We start from the raw sequence: 13,544 nt of genomic DNA on the forward strand, positions 1-13,544 counted from the left end.
TCAACCGAAGTATCGTCCGAGTCATGCACATATCAATAGGGTGCAACGGACTCGTAATGCAGTTTTCTGATCGATCGAGCGCAGAAGCGTGCTAGGACAGTCACAGTCGCTCACAAAGCGCGATCATTCGGTACTCGCCGTCACTCCTCAGACGGGGTACTTTCGGCCACAGGAGGTAGTTGTGCTCTTCCGTCGTGCTTCCCGCGCGCCCCTCACTGCCGCGGGCCTCGCTCTGGTGGCGGTTCTGGCACTGGGCGCATGTGAGTCCGGAACGGACGACGAGTCCAAGTCCCCGAAGTCGACCGGCCCTTCGGTCCTCGTACCGGGCAATCCGGGCGAAGGGAACCAGACTCTGTCGGTGGAGGAAGCCGCCGAACAGCGCCTGGAGGACGACTCGCCCAACTCGGCCGATGTGTCGTACGCGCGCATGATGATCGAGCATCACCGGCAGGCGCTGCTGATGACGGACCTCGCACCGAAGCAAGCCTCGTCGGACGAGGTGAAACGTCTCGCCGAGCGGATCGCCGCGGCCCAGGGGCCCGAGATCAGCGCCATGGAGGCGTGGTTGGAGCGACACGGCAAGGACGGCGAGAACGACGCCGGGCATGAGCACGACCATGCCACGATGCCGGGTATGGCGAGCGAGGCGCAGCTCAAAAACCTTCGCACGGCCAAAGGAAGCGCGTTCGATCAGCTCTTCCTGACCCTGATGATCACGCATCACGAGGGCGCGATCACCATGGCCTCGGACGTCAAGGGGCAGGGCAACAACATCCAGATCGAAGAGATGGCCGATGATGTGATCGCCCAGCAGACGGCCGAGATCGGGCGCATGCACGAGATGGGCTGACGGATCGGCCCACCCCGACCGGGACGGGCGCGTGGGTCAGCGACGGGCGTGGCGCGGGGCCAGCAGGCCCGCGTCACGGGCCTGCGCGATCAGTCGGAGCGACTTGCGGCGGCTGCGTCCGGTCGCGCACATGACCGCCAGCACCGGATCGACGCCCGCCGCTCGGGCGGCGAGATACTCCTGGGCGATCAGCCGACGACCCTCGACACCGCGGGGCCAGGTGGGGCGGGCCCGACGGGAGATGCCGGGGGTGTCGGGATCGTCGAGTTCCTCGGCGCGGGCGCACATATGGTCGGCGTCCGCGTGAGGGTGGGCGGGTGCGTGGGTGAGCGTGCGGGCCGCGGTGTTCGTTTCGGTTCGCCCGGCGGCGCCGGGGATGTTCGTACGATCGATCAGCGTGTGATCGTTGTCGTTCGACGGGATCAAACGCACAGGCTCTGCGTTCGACTCGTCCGTGGTGGGCGTCTCCTGGTGCGGGAGACGCTCATCCTGCTCGCCCTCCGGCTCGGCTTGGGTACTCCGCGGGGGCAGCGTGCCGCCCTCGGCGTCCGCCCCTGCGCCGCCACCGCCCCCGTCGCCGCCGCGCGCCGTGAGTACCGCCGATTCGATCCACTCCCCGAGCGCGGTCAGATCGCTCAGTGACAGGGCGGGGCGGGCGCGTACGTCCTCCAGGGAGACGTGCCCGCCTGCCAGCACCGCGAGGGCGTCCACCTGGGCGCCGTCGGCGAAAGCGAGCCGCACGGTGTACCACACCGTAGTGGTGCCACCGCCCTCCCGTACTTCCCACGCGGGCCATACGGACACCGTTCCGTCCGTGTGGCAGCGATCGGGCAGGTGAAAGCAGGATGCTTCAAGCACATACGGAACGTAACCGCATGATCACATTCCATACGAACGGACACGCGCGGTGCGCACTCCATCGGCGCAGTGCCGCACCTCTCCCCCTCCGCCTGGGTGGGTGGGATGCTGGAGGCATCAGCGATCTCCTGCCAGGCTCCGGGCGACCGGACAGGACGGACAAGGAGAGTTCCGCCGTGCTGCGTGTCGCCGTCATCGGCTCTGGGCCGAGCGGGGTCTATACCGCTCAGAACCTCGTCCAGCTCGATCCCGAGGTACGCGTCGACGTGATCGATCGACTGCCGTGCCCCTACGGTCTGGTGCGCTACGGCGTGGCACCCGATCACGAAAAGATCAAATCGCTCCAGAACAATCTTCGCACCGTGCTCGAGCATGATCGAGTGCGCTTTCTCGGCGGTGTCGAGATCGGAGCGGGCGGCATCGCCGTGGAGCGGCTGCGGGAGCTGTACGACGCGGTGGTGTACTGCGTGGGTGCCGCGGCCGATCGGCGACTGAGCATTCCGGGTGAGGATCTGCGAGGCAGTTGGTCGGCGACGGAGTTCGTGTCCTGGTACAGCGCCCATCCGGACGCCGTGGACGGCGGGTTCGTCCGGGACGCGCGTTCGGCGGTGGTGATCGGGGTCGGCAATGTCGCGGTGGACGTGACGCGGATCTTGGCGCGCGGCGCCGCTGAGCTGCGCCCGACCGACATGCCCGAGGCGGCGCTGACCGCGCTGACGGCGAGTAGGGTGACCGACATACACATGGTCGGCCGCCGGGGCCCGTCCCAGGCCCGTTTCACCACGAAGGAACTGCGTGAGCTGGGCGGACTGCCCGACACGGACATCCTGCTGGACGCCGCGGAGTTGAGTCTGGACCCTGCCTACGGCGATCCGTCCGGGCTGCCGGCCGTACAGCGGCGGAACGTCGAGGCGCTGCGGGCCTGGGTCGACCGTCCGGCGAGCGGCACGGCACGGCGTATCCATGCCCGGTTCTTCCTGCGCCCGGTCGCCTTCCTCCCCGACCCGAGCGGCACGCGGGTAGCCGGGGTCCGGTTCGAGCGGACCCGTCCGGACGGAACCGGCGGGGTCACCGGTACCGGCGTGTACGAGGAGGTCCCGGCGCAGTTGGTGCTGCGTTCGGTCGGCTATCGCGGAGTTCCACTGGAGGGGCTGCCGTTCGACGCGCACAGCGGCACGGTGCCGCATCGGGCTGGCCGGGTGCTGCGGGAGGGTGTGGTGGCGCCGGGCGAGTATGTGGCGGGCTGGATCAAGCGCGGTCCGACCGGCGTGATCGGTACCAATCGGCCGTGTGCGAAGGAGACAGTGACGTCCCTGCTGGAGGACGCCGCGATGATCGAACGAACATCGCCGCTCGAAGACCCGCTCACACGGTGGCGGGCTGAAGGGATCGCGCCGGTCGAGTGGACCGGCTGGCGGGCGATCGAGCGTGCGGAGGCGGCCCTAGGTGCGTCGCTGGGCCGAGGCAGCGGGGTGAAGCTGCCGGACTGGCCGTCACTCATGAGCGCGGCAGGTGAAGGTACGGCTCCCGAGGCACGTGATTCGCGCAGCACTCATACAGCCGGTTGATCGTTCGATCATATACTCACGCACCCGTACACGGACACGAACACACACGGACACAGACACGGAGCAGCAACCCGCTCGAAATCAACAAACTGTTCAAGAAACCTACGGTCTCGGTCGTGACGAAACCCGGCTCCGTGCATCCCGTGCACGATGTCCCGCCCGTGCGACACCTGGGCGCACTCGGTCTCCAGCATGTGCTGGGCGCCTGAGCGCGATCGTTCTCAATCTGCTCTTCCATCATCTGCCCGTGAGCGCACGATCATCCCTCACCGAGCCGGGCAGCCTGCCGGTCGGCGCTGACTAGCAGCGCGCCCAGCAGGCCCGGGAAGAGACCGTTGAGATCGTTCGCGCGCAGACTGTTCATCTTGGCCGTGCCACGGTACGTCTGCCGGATCACGCCGCTCTCGCGCAGCACCCGGAAGTGGTGCGTGGTGGTGGACTTGGTGATCGGAAGATCGAAATGCGAACACGAAAGCTCGTCGCCGCTCACGGCGGCGAGTTCGCGCACGATCCGCAGCCGCATCGGGTCGGACAGTGCGTGCAGCACGGCCTCCAGCCTGATCTCCTCGCGGGCGGGATGCGGCAGTGCGCGGGCGTCCGCGGCTGCGGTACTGGTCACGACGGCTCCACTTCACCAGGGACGGCACTCCCCCGGCACACGATCCTTGCCCCGGCCCCTGCCGGAGACTCCGCGAACACGTTCGACCCCTCCATAGTACGAAGACTCTCGTAGTTTGACACCTACCGTACTACGGCGTCTATCGTACGAGTCGACCGCTCGACCATGACGAATGGAGGCGTGCCGTGAGCGCACTCTTCGAGCCCATCAGTCTGCGCGGGGTGACCGTCCCGAACCGGGTCTGGATGCCGCCGATGTGCCAGTACTCGGCCGCGCCGGACGGCCCCCTGGCAGGCGTGCCGGGCGACTGGCACTTCGCTCACTACGCGGCCCGCGCGGCCGGCGGCACGGGATTGATCATCGTCGAGGCGACCGGAGTGAGCCCCGAGGGCCGGATCTCCCCGTACGACCTCGGCCTCTGGAACGACACCCAGGTCGAGGCGTTCCGCCGGATCACGGACTTCCTCACCGCGCAGGGGACCACTCCGGCGATCCAGCTCGCCCACGCGGGACGCAAGGCGTCGACCGACCGCCAGTGGAAGGGCGGCGGGCCGGTCGGACCCGAGGCGCATGGCTGGCGGCCGGTGGCGCCCAGCCCCATCCCCTTCACCGAGGGACACCCGGTGCCGGACGAGCTGACGACCGAACAGATCCAGGTGATCATCGGCCAGTTCGCCGACGCGGCCCGCCGCGCTCTCGCCGCCGGGTTCGAGATCGCCGAGATCCACGGCGCCCACGGCTATCTGATCAACGAGTTCCTGTCCCCCTACTCGAACCACCGCACCGACGCCTACGGCGGCACCTGGGAGAACCGCACCCGCCTCGCCGTCGAGATCGTCGACGCGGTCCGCGCGGTCTGGCCGGACGACAAGTCCCTCTTCCTACGCCTCTCCGCCACCGACTGGCTGGACGAGGAGGGCTGGACGGCCGACGACACGGTCCGTTTCGCCCAGGTGCTGCACGAGCACGGCGTCGACCTCCTCGACGTCTCCAGCGGCGGCAACGCGTCCGGCGCACGCATCCCGACCGGGCCCGGCTACCAGGTGCCGTTCGCCGCGCGGGTGCGGGCGGAGACACCTATGCGGGTGGCCGCGGTCGGGCTGATCACCGAGATCGAGCAAGCCGAGAAGATCGTCGGCAACGGCGAGGCGGACGCCGTTCTGCTCGGCCGGGAACTCTTGCGCAATCCGTCCTGGGCGCGGCAGGCGGCGAAGGAATTGGGGGGATCTGTGCGAGTTCCTGATCAGTATCTGAGGTCGGTCTGAGTCGACTCTTCACTGCGGCGCTTTGATCGTTTTCGGGTGATTGAGTGGCTCAGGTGATCGAGTGATCACGAATATCGCCAAGGGTGCGGCGATCGTTCAGTCGGTGCTCATCTGATCATGTGCGCCGCGCCTCTCCGATCAGCCCCTGACCCACACCGCTGCGGACCGCTCCCCCTCGGCCCCCGGACAGGCTTCGTATCGCGGTCAGCGCACCAGGGCGCCGACCTCCCGCCGGTAGTCCGCGTAGGCGGTCCTCAGGGCGGGTGCGGGCCAGTCGGCGGGGAGGAGTTCCGCCGGGAGGACCGGGTCGGCGAGCAGATGTCGCACGACGGCCGCGAACGCGGTGAAGCGATCTGCCGGGCGGCCCGCTCGCTCGATGTGGGCGAGCAGGGTCCGCGCGGTGCCCGCCCAGGTGTCCAGCGGCCACAGGGTCGCGACCAGGGCGCTCGCGGGCTGGTCCGGGCGCGCCGTGTACCGCTGGGCGACCGGGGCGAGGTCGGCGGGCAGGGGGCGCAGGAGGTTTGCCGGGCGCAGCCAGACGCCCTCGCGGAGTTCGGCGAGCCGCAGCGTGGTCAGCTTGGCGCGCAGTTCGGCGCGTTCGGCGGGGCCCCGGCCGATGGCGGTGACAACGGCCATCTCCCAGTCACCGTCCCAGGGGCGCGTGTGAGGCTCCACGGCCTCGTCCTGGCGCCGCTGGCGCTCCAGCAGGCGGTCGCTGAGCCCGTACACGGTGCCAGTACGCCGTAGGTCTCCGGCCGCGACCATGCGGCTCAGGGCCGCCCGCAGCGTGGACCCGCCGACGCCGAACGGGGCCACCGCGCTCACCAGGTCCCGCACCGGCAGCTCGGGCGGATGCGCGCCCAGCAGCAGGCTCAGGACGACCGATCGCGCCGACAGGGGGCGCAGTTCGGCGCCGCGCCCGGTGGTGCGGACGGGTGGGTTCATGGGCGTACCTGCGGATGCATGGGCGTACCTTACGCGGGAGCGGTGTTGCACTATTGCTGCGTTCGCAGGAATAGTGCAACACTTCTGTTATGGCCACCATTCCCGCGCACGACCTGGTCCCGGCGGACGGGCAGCACACCACTCATGAAGTGATCAATCAGCCACCTCCGCTCGCTCCCTATGACGCCTCCGACGACGTGGCGCTGCTCGAAGGAGTACGCAGGGAGGGGGCCGGCTGGGCCGAGGCCGATCTGCGGCGGCTCGGGCGGCGGGCCGGTGGAGTGGAGGCGCAGGAGTGGGGGGAACTGGCGAACCGGCATGAACCCGTGCTGCGCACGCACGATCGTTTCGGCAACCGGATCGACGAGGTCGAGTTCCATCCGAGCTGGCACGCGCTGATGCAGGTTGCCGTGGAGGAGGGCCTCGCGGGCGCGCCGTGGGGCGACGACCGGTCCGGCGCACATGTGGCCCGTACGGCCGGGGGCCTGGTGTGGGGGCACAGCGAGGCCGGGCACGGCTGTCCCACGTCGATGACCTATGCGGCGGTTCCCGCGCTGCGCCGTCAGCCGGACCTGGCGAAGGTGTACGAGCCGTTGCTGACCAGCCGGGAGTACGACCCCGGGTTGCGGGTGCCGACCGAGAAGCGCGGACTGCTCGCGGGCATGGGGATGACCGAGAAGCAGGGCGGCTCCGATGTTCGAACGAACACGACGATCGCGACACCGACGGCCGAACCGGGCGTGTACACCCTGCGGGGGCACAAGTGGTTCACCTCCGCGCCGATGTGTGATCTATTCCTGGTGCTGGCTCAGGCACCGGAGGGGCTGTCCTGTTTCCTCGTCCCGCGCGTGTTGCCCGACGGCGCCCGGAATCCGTTCCACATCCAGCGGTTGAAGGACAAGCTCGGCAACCGTTCGAACGCGTCCTCGGAGCCCGAGTTCGACGGCACGGTCGCCTGGTTGGTCGGACCGGAGGGCCAGGGCGTCAAAACGATCATTGAGATGGTCAATTGCACACGGCTGGACTGTGTGATGGCCTCGGCGACCCTCATGCGCAAGACGCTCGTCGAGGCGGGACACCATGTCCGGCACCGGAGCGCCTTCGGCGCCCTGCTGATCGATCAGCCGCTCATGCGCAATGTGCTCGCGGATCTGGCGCTGGAGTCCGAGGCGGCCACCACGCTCACGCTGCGGCTGGCGGGTGCGGCCGACCGCGCGGTGCACGGTGACGACGCGGAGCGGGGCTTCCGCCGGATCGCGACGGCCGTCGGCAAGTACTGGGTCACCAAGCGCGGGCCGGCGTTCACCGCGGAGGCCCTGGAGTGCCTGGGCGGGAACGGCTATGTGGAGGAGTCGGGCATGCCCCGGCACTACCGCGAGGCGCCACTGCTGTCGATCTGGGAGGGCTCGGGCAACGTCAACGCGCTCGATGTGCTGCGCGCGCTCGGCCGCGAACCAGGCACCGCGGACGCCCTCTTCGCCGAACTCGCCCTAGCCCGGGGCGCCGATCCCCGCCTGGACGCCTCCGTGGCCCGCCTCAAGGACCTGCTCGCCACCGCCGCGCCGACGAGCGCGCGCCGGCTGGTCGAACAGATGGCCCTGACGCTCCAGGCGTCCCTGCTTGTACGTCACGCCCCGGCAGCCGTCGCGGACGCCTTCTGCGCGACCCGGCTCGGCGGCGACTGGGGGCACTCCTTCGGCACCCTCCCGGGCGCGGCGGACGTGGACACGATCCTGGAACGGGCGCTGCCGAACGGTCTGTGAGAGCGGGTGCGTGTGGGGCCGGTCCCGTCAGGATCGTGCGGGCGGGAACGCAGCCCGTGTACCTCTCCGTCGGCGGAGGGCCTTACGGAGACCGCTTGTTCAGAGACCGCCTATTCAGAGACCGCTTGTTCAACAACCATTTGGTGGGCCCCCCACGCCACCGACCGGGTTCAAACACCGCTTGTTCGGAGATCGTTTGCTCTCCGCATGAACGCGAATGAACAAACGCTCAAACTCACACTCGCTCCCGTCGAACCCGAGCGCCACGCGGTGTTCTCGCTGGTCCGATCCACGATCATGCGCTCCTTCGCACATACGTGTCGGAGATCCCATATCCTCCCGGCGGGATTCCGGTTCGTTGTCGGTGCCGTGGTGCAGACTCCAGATCGGAAGGGCAGTGTGACCGCTGCGCCCGGGGGAGGACGGGATGTTCACGGGGATCGACGACATCGACTGGGCATCGCTCACGCATGCCTACGGCAGCGCACGGGACGTGCCACGACTGCTGCGGAGCCTCGCCTCGGAGGACGCGGCCGAGCGGGAGACCGCGCTCGACGGGATGTACGGCGCGGTGCACCATCAGGGCAGCGTCTACGACTCGACGCTCGCGTGTGTTCCGTTTCTCCTCGCCCTGGCGGAGCACGAGGAGGGCCGCGACCGGGCCGGGATCGTCGAGCTGCTGGTGAGCATCGGGGGCGAGGCGGACGACACCGGCGACGGGTCGGGGGGCACGGGGGCCGGTTCCGGCCGGGAGCGGCAGTTGCACGCGCGGGCGCGCGCCGCGGTGCGGGCGGGCGCGCCGGTGTTCGCGCGTCTGGTGGGGGACGCCGATCCGGGGGTGCGCCAGGTGGCGCCCCGCGCGGTGGTCGGTTTCCTGGACGAGCCGGCTCGTGTGCTGGCCCTGTTGCGGGAGCGGATACAGCGCGAAAGAGAGGACCGGGTCCTGATCGCACTCGCCGAGGCACTGGGGCTGTTCGCGAGGCGCCACCCCGCCTACTCTGGCCCGGCGCTGGACATCCTCGCCGCGCAGAGCGCGCCGCCCAACGGGCCCGCGCTCCGTCTCGCCGCGCTCGGCCAGCTCGCCGCGGGCGCGCCGGAGCGCCTCCCGGAGAACCTGGTCGCCATGGCCGTGGGACTGCTCAGGGAGCGCTCGACGGTGCAGCCGCCCGGGGAGCCGTGTCATGCGGTGACGGACACCCTGGCCCGGCACTTCCGGCGGCTCCGGCCGTCGGACGAGGAGGGGTCTCAGCTGTTGAGGACGCTCCACCGCGCGCTGGGCGACCGCGTGCCGGAGCGCATCGCGCTGCTGAACGGCCAGTTGACGAGTCCGGGCACGTCGGACCGGTGCAACGCGGTGTGGATGTCGTCGGGGCTGTTCCGGGCGTGGCGGGGTGACTACGCCGAGCCCGTGGCGCTGATCGGGCGGCAACTGGGCGCCGAGGAAGGGGGTCTGCGGGACGCGGCGGTCGCGGCCCTGGGCGATCTCTTCGCCCTCGCCGCACCGGCCGCCGACGCGCTGCACGCGCTCGTGACGACCCGCCCGGATCTCTGGGTCCGGCGCTGGGAACGCGGAGCGCCCACCCTGGGGGCGCCTCTCAAGGCCCTCGCCAGAACGGGGGACCCGCGCGCGGTACCGGTGCTCGCCGAGATCCTCGCGGGGCCCGCCGTCCCCGACGACCTCGGCGTGGTGGTCCCCCTCCTCGGCCCGCCCGCGGGCCCCCTCGCGCCCGCCCTCCGGCGTGAACTCTCCACCGTCGCCCCCGACTCCCCCGGCGCCGTCAGCCGCGCCCTGCCGTTGCTGAAGGCCCTGACCGAACTCGGTGACGAAGGGGCCGTACCCGAGGCGCTGCGCCTGCTGGGCAGCCACTCGGGCGACGAGCCGACCGGGCTCCTCGCGCAGGCGGCGATCCGCGCGGTGGGCGCGTTCGGTCCGGCCGCGCTGGAGGCCGCGCCCGTGCTGCGCCGCTACCTGGACGGCGGGTCCGGCACCGCCGCCGCGGGCGCGCTGTGGTCCGTGGAGGGCGACGCTGAAGCCGTGCTGCCGGTGCTGCTGCGCGAACTCAAGGCCAAGGACCCGTACCGGCGTACGGCGGCGGCGGAGGAGGTGGCGGAGCTGGGACCGGCGGCCCGGCCCGCGCTCAACGCGCTGCGGCGCATGGTGCGGTCCGGCACCGTCTGGGAACGGACCGCGGCGGCCCACGCCCTCTGGCGCATCGGCACGACGGCCGTGGAGCCGGTCCTCGCCGCGATGCGGTCCGCCTGGGCGGAGAGCCCGTACCCGCGTGTACGGATCGCCGAGCATCTGCGCGCGATGGGACCGGCCGCCCTACCGCTGCGGGATCTTCCGGAGGCGGAACTCGGCGCGGGACGGCGGCATCTGGCCCGCGAAGACGGCCATGGCAGCGACGACATTCCCAAGGACGAGCGTCTGCTGGAGCTGTGCCGCGAGCTGGTGCGGGGTGGGGAGGCGGGCCCCTTCTAGAGGGGCCTCCAGGTGGCCCTCCAGATGACCCTTCAGCGGCCCTCCAGGTCGCCGATCACGCCCTGTTCGGTACTCGGCACACCACGCACCCCGCTCCGTGCTCGGCACACCACATGCCCCGTTCCATACTCCGCACGCCACGCGAGGCGCCGGTGTGCCGCGTTGCACGTACCGGGCAAGGCACGCCAGACCCTGGGCACCCCGGTGACGAGGTGCCGGTGACCGACGACCGACACCCAAGGGCTGTCGCGGCATACGCGGCACACATGACCGGCGTACCCCGCCCGCTCCCCCGGGCCGGCGTACCCCCGCCCGCTCCCCCGGCACCTGACCGTCACCCCAGGTGCCGTCTGCGGAGCGCGTCGAAGCGGGCCCAGTCCGCGTCCCACTGATCCAGGCGGCGGCGTTCCAGGCGGGCGCGGAGCGTGCTCCCGGCGATGAGCGGCAGGACCGCCGCGACGGCCCCCGCCAGGCCGCCCACCAGGAGCGAGTGGACCCGCGCCTCGGTGGCGGTGGCGGGCTCGGTGACCAGGCGACCCGCGCGATCGGTCCACACGGTGACCTCCTTGCCCGCGCGGCTGCCGGGTGCGACCCGGGTCTGCCCCGCGCGGGTGGAGCCGTCCGGCGCGGTCCATGTCACATGTGCCCAGACCAGGTCGGCGGCGGCCCGGGACGGGGCCCCTGGGACCGGCGCCGCGAGCGAGGCGGTCACCGGACGCCGTTCCATCCGGTCCCGTGCGACCGTGGACTCGACGGAGCGGGCCGTGAGCGGCCCGGCGACGGCGACGGCCAGGACGGCCAGCGTCCATGAGGCCAGCAGAACCCTCGCGTCGGTCCGGTCCGACGGCCGCCGGAGCGCATTGCGCCGCCAGCGCCACAACCAGACCCTGCGATCCCGGATCACCATCGACGGCTTCCTCCTCGTCCCTGTACGCGAGTGGTCCGCCGGAACGCGCCCCCGCACCACGGTCGTCCGCCCGGCGTCGGCGTCCACCGCCCACAGCCGGTCGGCCCTGACTCGCGTGTGCGGGTGTCCCCGCGGTGCTCCTCCGCACCCGCCGGGCCGGGGCGTCCGCTCCCCGCCCGTCCGGGCGTCCACGGCCCACTCCCTTGCATACGCGTGTCCGCCGCCCGCTACTCACGGCGCGGGTCGCCGGTGGCCCGATCCGTGCGGTGGGCGGAAGGTCGGGCGACACCGGCATCGGCCACGGCACCCGACCTCGCCCCCCGCTCGACACAGCGGCTCTGACCTGCGCGGACGGTGTTCGGGAGGGAGACTGTCAGTGGTGGGGTGCAGACTGGCGGATGTCTGGGACGACGATGTCGCGGAGGTGGCCAGCATGACCGAAGTACTACTCGCCGTGGGGACGCGCAAGGGTCTGTTCATCGGGCGGCGACGCGGTGACGCGTGGGTGTTCGACGAAAGCCCGTACTTCAACGCGCAGGCCGTGTACTCGGTCGCCATCGACACCCGTGGGCCGACGCCCCGGCTGCTGGCGGGCGGCGACAGCGCGCACTGGGGGCCGTCGGTGTTCCACTCCGACGATCTGGGCCGGACCTGGGTCGAACCGGCCCGCCCGGCGGTGAAGTTCCCCAAGGACACGGGCGCCTCCCTGGAGCGGGTGTGGCAGCTGCACCCCGCGGCGGCCGAGGCGGACGTGGTGTACGCGGGCACGGAACCGGCGGCGCTGTACCGCTCGGAGGACCGCGGGGAGACGTTCTCCCTGGTCCGGCCGCTGTGGGAGCACCCCACCCGCGCGCAGTGGGTGCCTGGCGGCGGCGGTGAGGGGCTGCACACGGTCGTCACGGACGCGCGGGACGCCCGGACGGTGACGGTGGCGGTGTCCACGGCCGGTGTGTTCCGTACGACGGACGGCGGGGAGAGCTGGACGCCCGCCAACTCGGGCGTGTCCGCGGTGTTCCTGCCGGACCCGAACCCGGAGTTCGGCCAGTGCGTACACAAGATCGCGAAGGATTCCGCGGACCCCGACCGCATGTACCTCCAGAACCACTGGGGCGTCTATCGCACGGACGACGCGGGCGCGCACTGGACCGACATCGGCGCGGGCCTGCCGTCCACGTTCGGCTTCGCCGCCGCCACGCATCCCGCGCGCGGGGACACCGCGTATGTCTTCCCGATCACCGCGGACGCGGACCGGGTGCCCGCCGACCGGCGCTGCCGGGTGTTCCGTACGGCGGACGCGGGACGGTCCTGGGAGGCGCTTTCGGCGGGGCTGCCCCAGGAGGACCACTACGGCACGGTGCTGCGCGACGCGCTGTGCACGGACGACGGCGACCCGGCGGGCGTGCACTTCGGCAACCGCAACGGCGAGGTGTTCGCCTCGGCCGACGACGGCGACAGCTGGCGGCAGTTGGCCTCCCACCTGCCCGATGTGCTGTGCGTCCGCGCGGCCGTCGTGGCCTGACCCGGAAAGCCGGGAGGACAGATGGCGGCCGGGTGCCGGCCATCGGGTGATCACCGCGCCGTGTACGGCAGTAGGGTGACACCGTGGCACCACGACCCTTGCATGAAATCGTCGAAGCGGGCTGGGCGAAGGCCCTGGAACCGGTCGCCGGGCGGATCACCGCCATGGGCGACTTCCTCCGGGCGGAGATCGCCGCCGGGCGGACCTACCTCCCGGCCGGACCGAATGTCCTGCGCGCCTTCCAGCAGCCGTTCGACGACGTCCGTGTCCTGATCGTCGGGCAGGACCCCTATCCGACCCCCGGACACGCGGTGGGGCTGTCCTTCTCGGTGGCGCCGGACGTACGGCCGCTGCCGGGCAGCCTGATCAACATCTACCGCGAGCTGAACACGGACCTGGGGCTGCCGCAGCCGTCCAACGGCGATCTGACGCCCTGGACCCAGCAGGGGGTGCTGCTCCTCAACAGGGCGCTTACCACCGCCCCGCGCAAGCCGGGGGCGCATCGCGGCCAGGGCTGGGAGGAGGTCACCGAGCAGGCGATCCGGGCGCTGGCCGCGCGGGGCACGCCTCTGGTGTCGATCCTGTGGGGCCGCGACGCGCGGAATCTGCGTCCGCTGCTCGGCGCGCTGCCCGCGGTGGAGTCGGCGCATCCGTCGCCGATGTCCGCGGACCGGGGCTTCTTCGGTTCGCGTCCGTTCAGCCGGGTCAACGACATGCTGGTCTCGCAGGGCGGCCAGCCGGTCGACTGGCGTCTGCCGTGACCGGCGG

10 protein-coding genes and 2 pseudogenes are annotated in these 13,544 nt (G+C 71.2%); 7 read left to right on the forward strand and 5 right to left on the reverse strand.

Annotated features, from left to right (window positions below; translation table 11 throughout):
* The first annotated feature begins 181 nt into the window (after positions 1-181).
* A complete protein-coding gene (locus AB0D49_RS23610; protein WP_362760660.1) occupies positions 182-850 on the forward strand; it encodes a DUF305 domain-containing protein in 669 nt (222 codons plus the stop codon).
* Positions 851-886: 36 nt separating this feature from the next.
* Here AB0D49_RS23610 and AB0D49_RS23615 read toward each other — a convergent pair.
* Together AB0D49_RS23615 and AB0D49_RS23620 are read right to left on the reverse strand one after the other, a co-directional pair.
* A pseudogene (locus AB0D49_RS23615) lies at positions 887-1,090 on the reverse strand (DUF6214 family protein); the annotation flags it as partial.
* A 198-nt stretch (positions 1,091-1,288) separates the two neighbouring features.
* A pseudogene (locus AB0D49_RS23620) lies at positions 1,289-1,654 on the reverse strand (DUF6214 family protein); the annotation flags it as partial.
* Positions 1,655-1,884: 230 nt separating this feature from the next.
* Between AB0D49_RS23620 and AB0D49_RS23625 the strand changes: the two are divergent.
* Entirely contained in the window at positions 1,885-3,276 is a 1,392-nt protein-coding gene (locus AB0D49_RS23625; RefSeq protein WP_362760663.1) for an FAD-dependent oxidoreductase, read from the forward strand.
* A gap of 259 nt (positions 3,277-3,535) precedes the next feature.
* Here AB0D49_RS23625 and AB0D49_RS23630 read toward each other — a convergent pair whose 3' ends face one another.
* Complete coding sequence (locus tag AB0D49_RS23630; RefSeq protein ID WP_362760666.1) at positions 3,536-3,895, reverse strand: helix-turn-helix domain-containing protein; 360 nt, start codon at positions 3,893-3,895, stop codon at positions 3,536-3,538.
* Between the two features lie 185 nt (positions 3,896-4,080).
* On the opposite strand from AB0D49_RS23630, the gene AB0D49_RS23635 reads away from it, so the two are divergent.
* Positions 4,081-5,160, forward strand: coding sequence for an NADH:flavin oxidoreductase/NADH oxidase (locus AB0D49_RS23635; protein ID WP_362760668.1), 1,080 nt, complete (start codon positions 4,081-4,083; stop codon positions 5,158-5,160).
* A 204-nt stretch (positions 5,161-5,364) separates the two neighbouring features.
* On the opposite strand, the gene AB0D49_RS23640 is transcribed toward AB0D49_RS23635, so the two are convergent.
* On the reverse strand, positions 5,365-6,105 hold the full coding sequence (locus AB0D49_RS23640) for a PaaX family transcriptional regulator C-terminal domain-containing protein (protein ID WP_362760671.1): 741 nt from the start codon (positions 6,103-6,105) through the stop codon (positions 5,365-5,367).
* A gap of 89 nt (positions 6,106-6,194) precedes the next feature.
* On the opposite strand from AB0D49_RS23640, the gene AB0D49_RS23645 reads away from it, so the two are divergent.
* Both AB0D49_RS23645 and AB0D49_RS23650 read left to right on the forward strand, forming a co-directional pair.
* The gene (locus AB0D49_RS23645) at positions 6,195-7,868 is read left to right on the forward strand and encodes a DNA alkylation response protein (RefSeq protein WP_362760674.1); all 1,674 of its coding nucleotides are present in this window, start codon (positions 6,195-6,197) and stop codon (positions 7,866-7,868) included.
* Between the two features lie 427 nt (positions 7,869-8,295).
* The gene (locus tag AB0D49_RS23650) at positions 8,296-10,350 is read left to right on the forward strand and encodes a HEAT repeat domain-containing protein (protein ID WP_362760677.1); all 2,055 of its coding nucleotides are present in this window, start codon (positions 8,296-8,298) and stop codon (positions 10,348-10,350) included.
* A gap of 334 nt (positions 10,351-10,684) precedes the next feature.
* Here the strand turns inward: AB0D49_RS23650 and AB0D49_RS23655 are convergent, their stop codons facing one another.
* Positions 10,685-11,257 (reverse strand): hypothetical protein, encoded by a 573-nt coding sequence (locus AB0D49_RS23655; RefSeq protein ID WP_362760680.1) that lies wholly within the window; start codon positions 11,255-11,257, stop codon positions 10,685-10,687.
* 376 nt (positions 11,258-11,633) lie between these two features.
* On the opposite strand from AB0D49_RS23655, the gene AB0D49_RS23660 reads away from it, so the two are divergent.
* Together AB0D49_RS23660 and AB0D49_RS23665 are read left to right on the forward strand one after the other, a co-directional pair.
* Entirely contained in the window at positions 11,634-12,776 is a 1,143-nt protein-coding gene (locus tag AB0D49_RS23660; RefSeq protein ID WP_362760683.1) for an exo-alpha-sialidase, read from the forward strand.
* A gap of 83 nt (positions 12,777-12,859) precedes the next feature.
* Positions 12,860-13,537: a uracil-DNA glycosylase gene (locus AB0D49_RS23665; protein ID WP_362760686.1), complete on the forward strand. Its 678-nt coding sequence runs from the start codon at positions 12,860-12,862 to the stop codon at positions 13,535-13,537.
* The last annotated feature ends 7 nt before the right edge of the window (positions 13,538-13,544 follow it).

The organism is Streptomyces sp. NPDC048290 (assembly GCF_040652095.1).
In the GTDB taxonomy this organism is placed as follows: Bacteria; Actinomycetota; Actinomycetes; order Streptomycetales; family Streptomycetaceae; genus Streptomyces.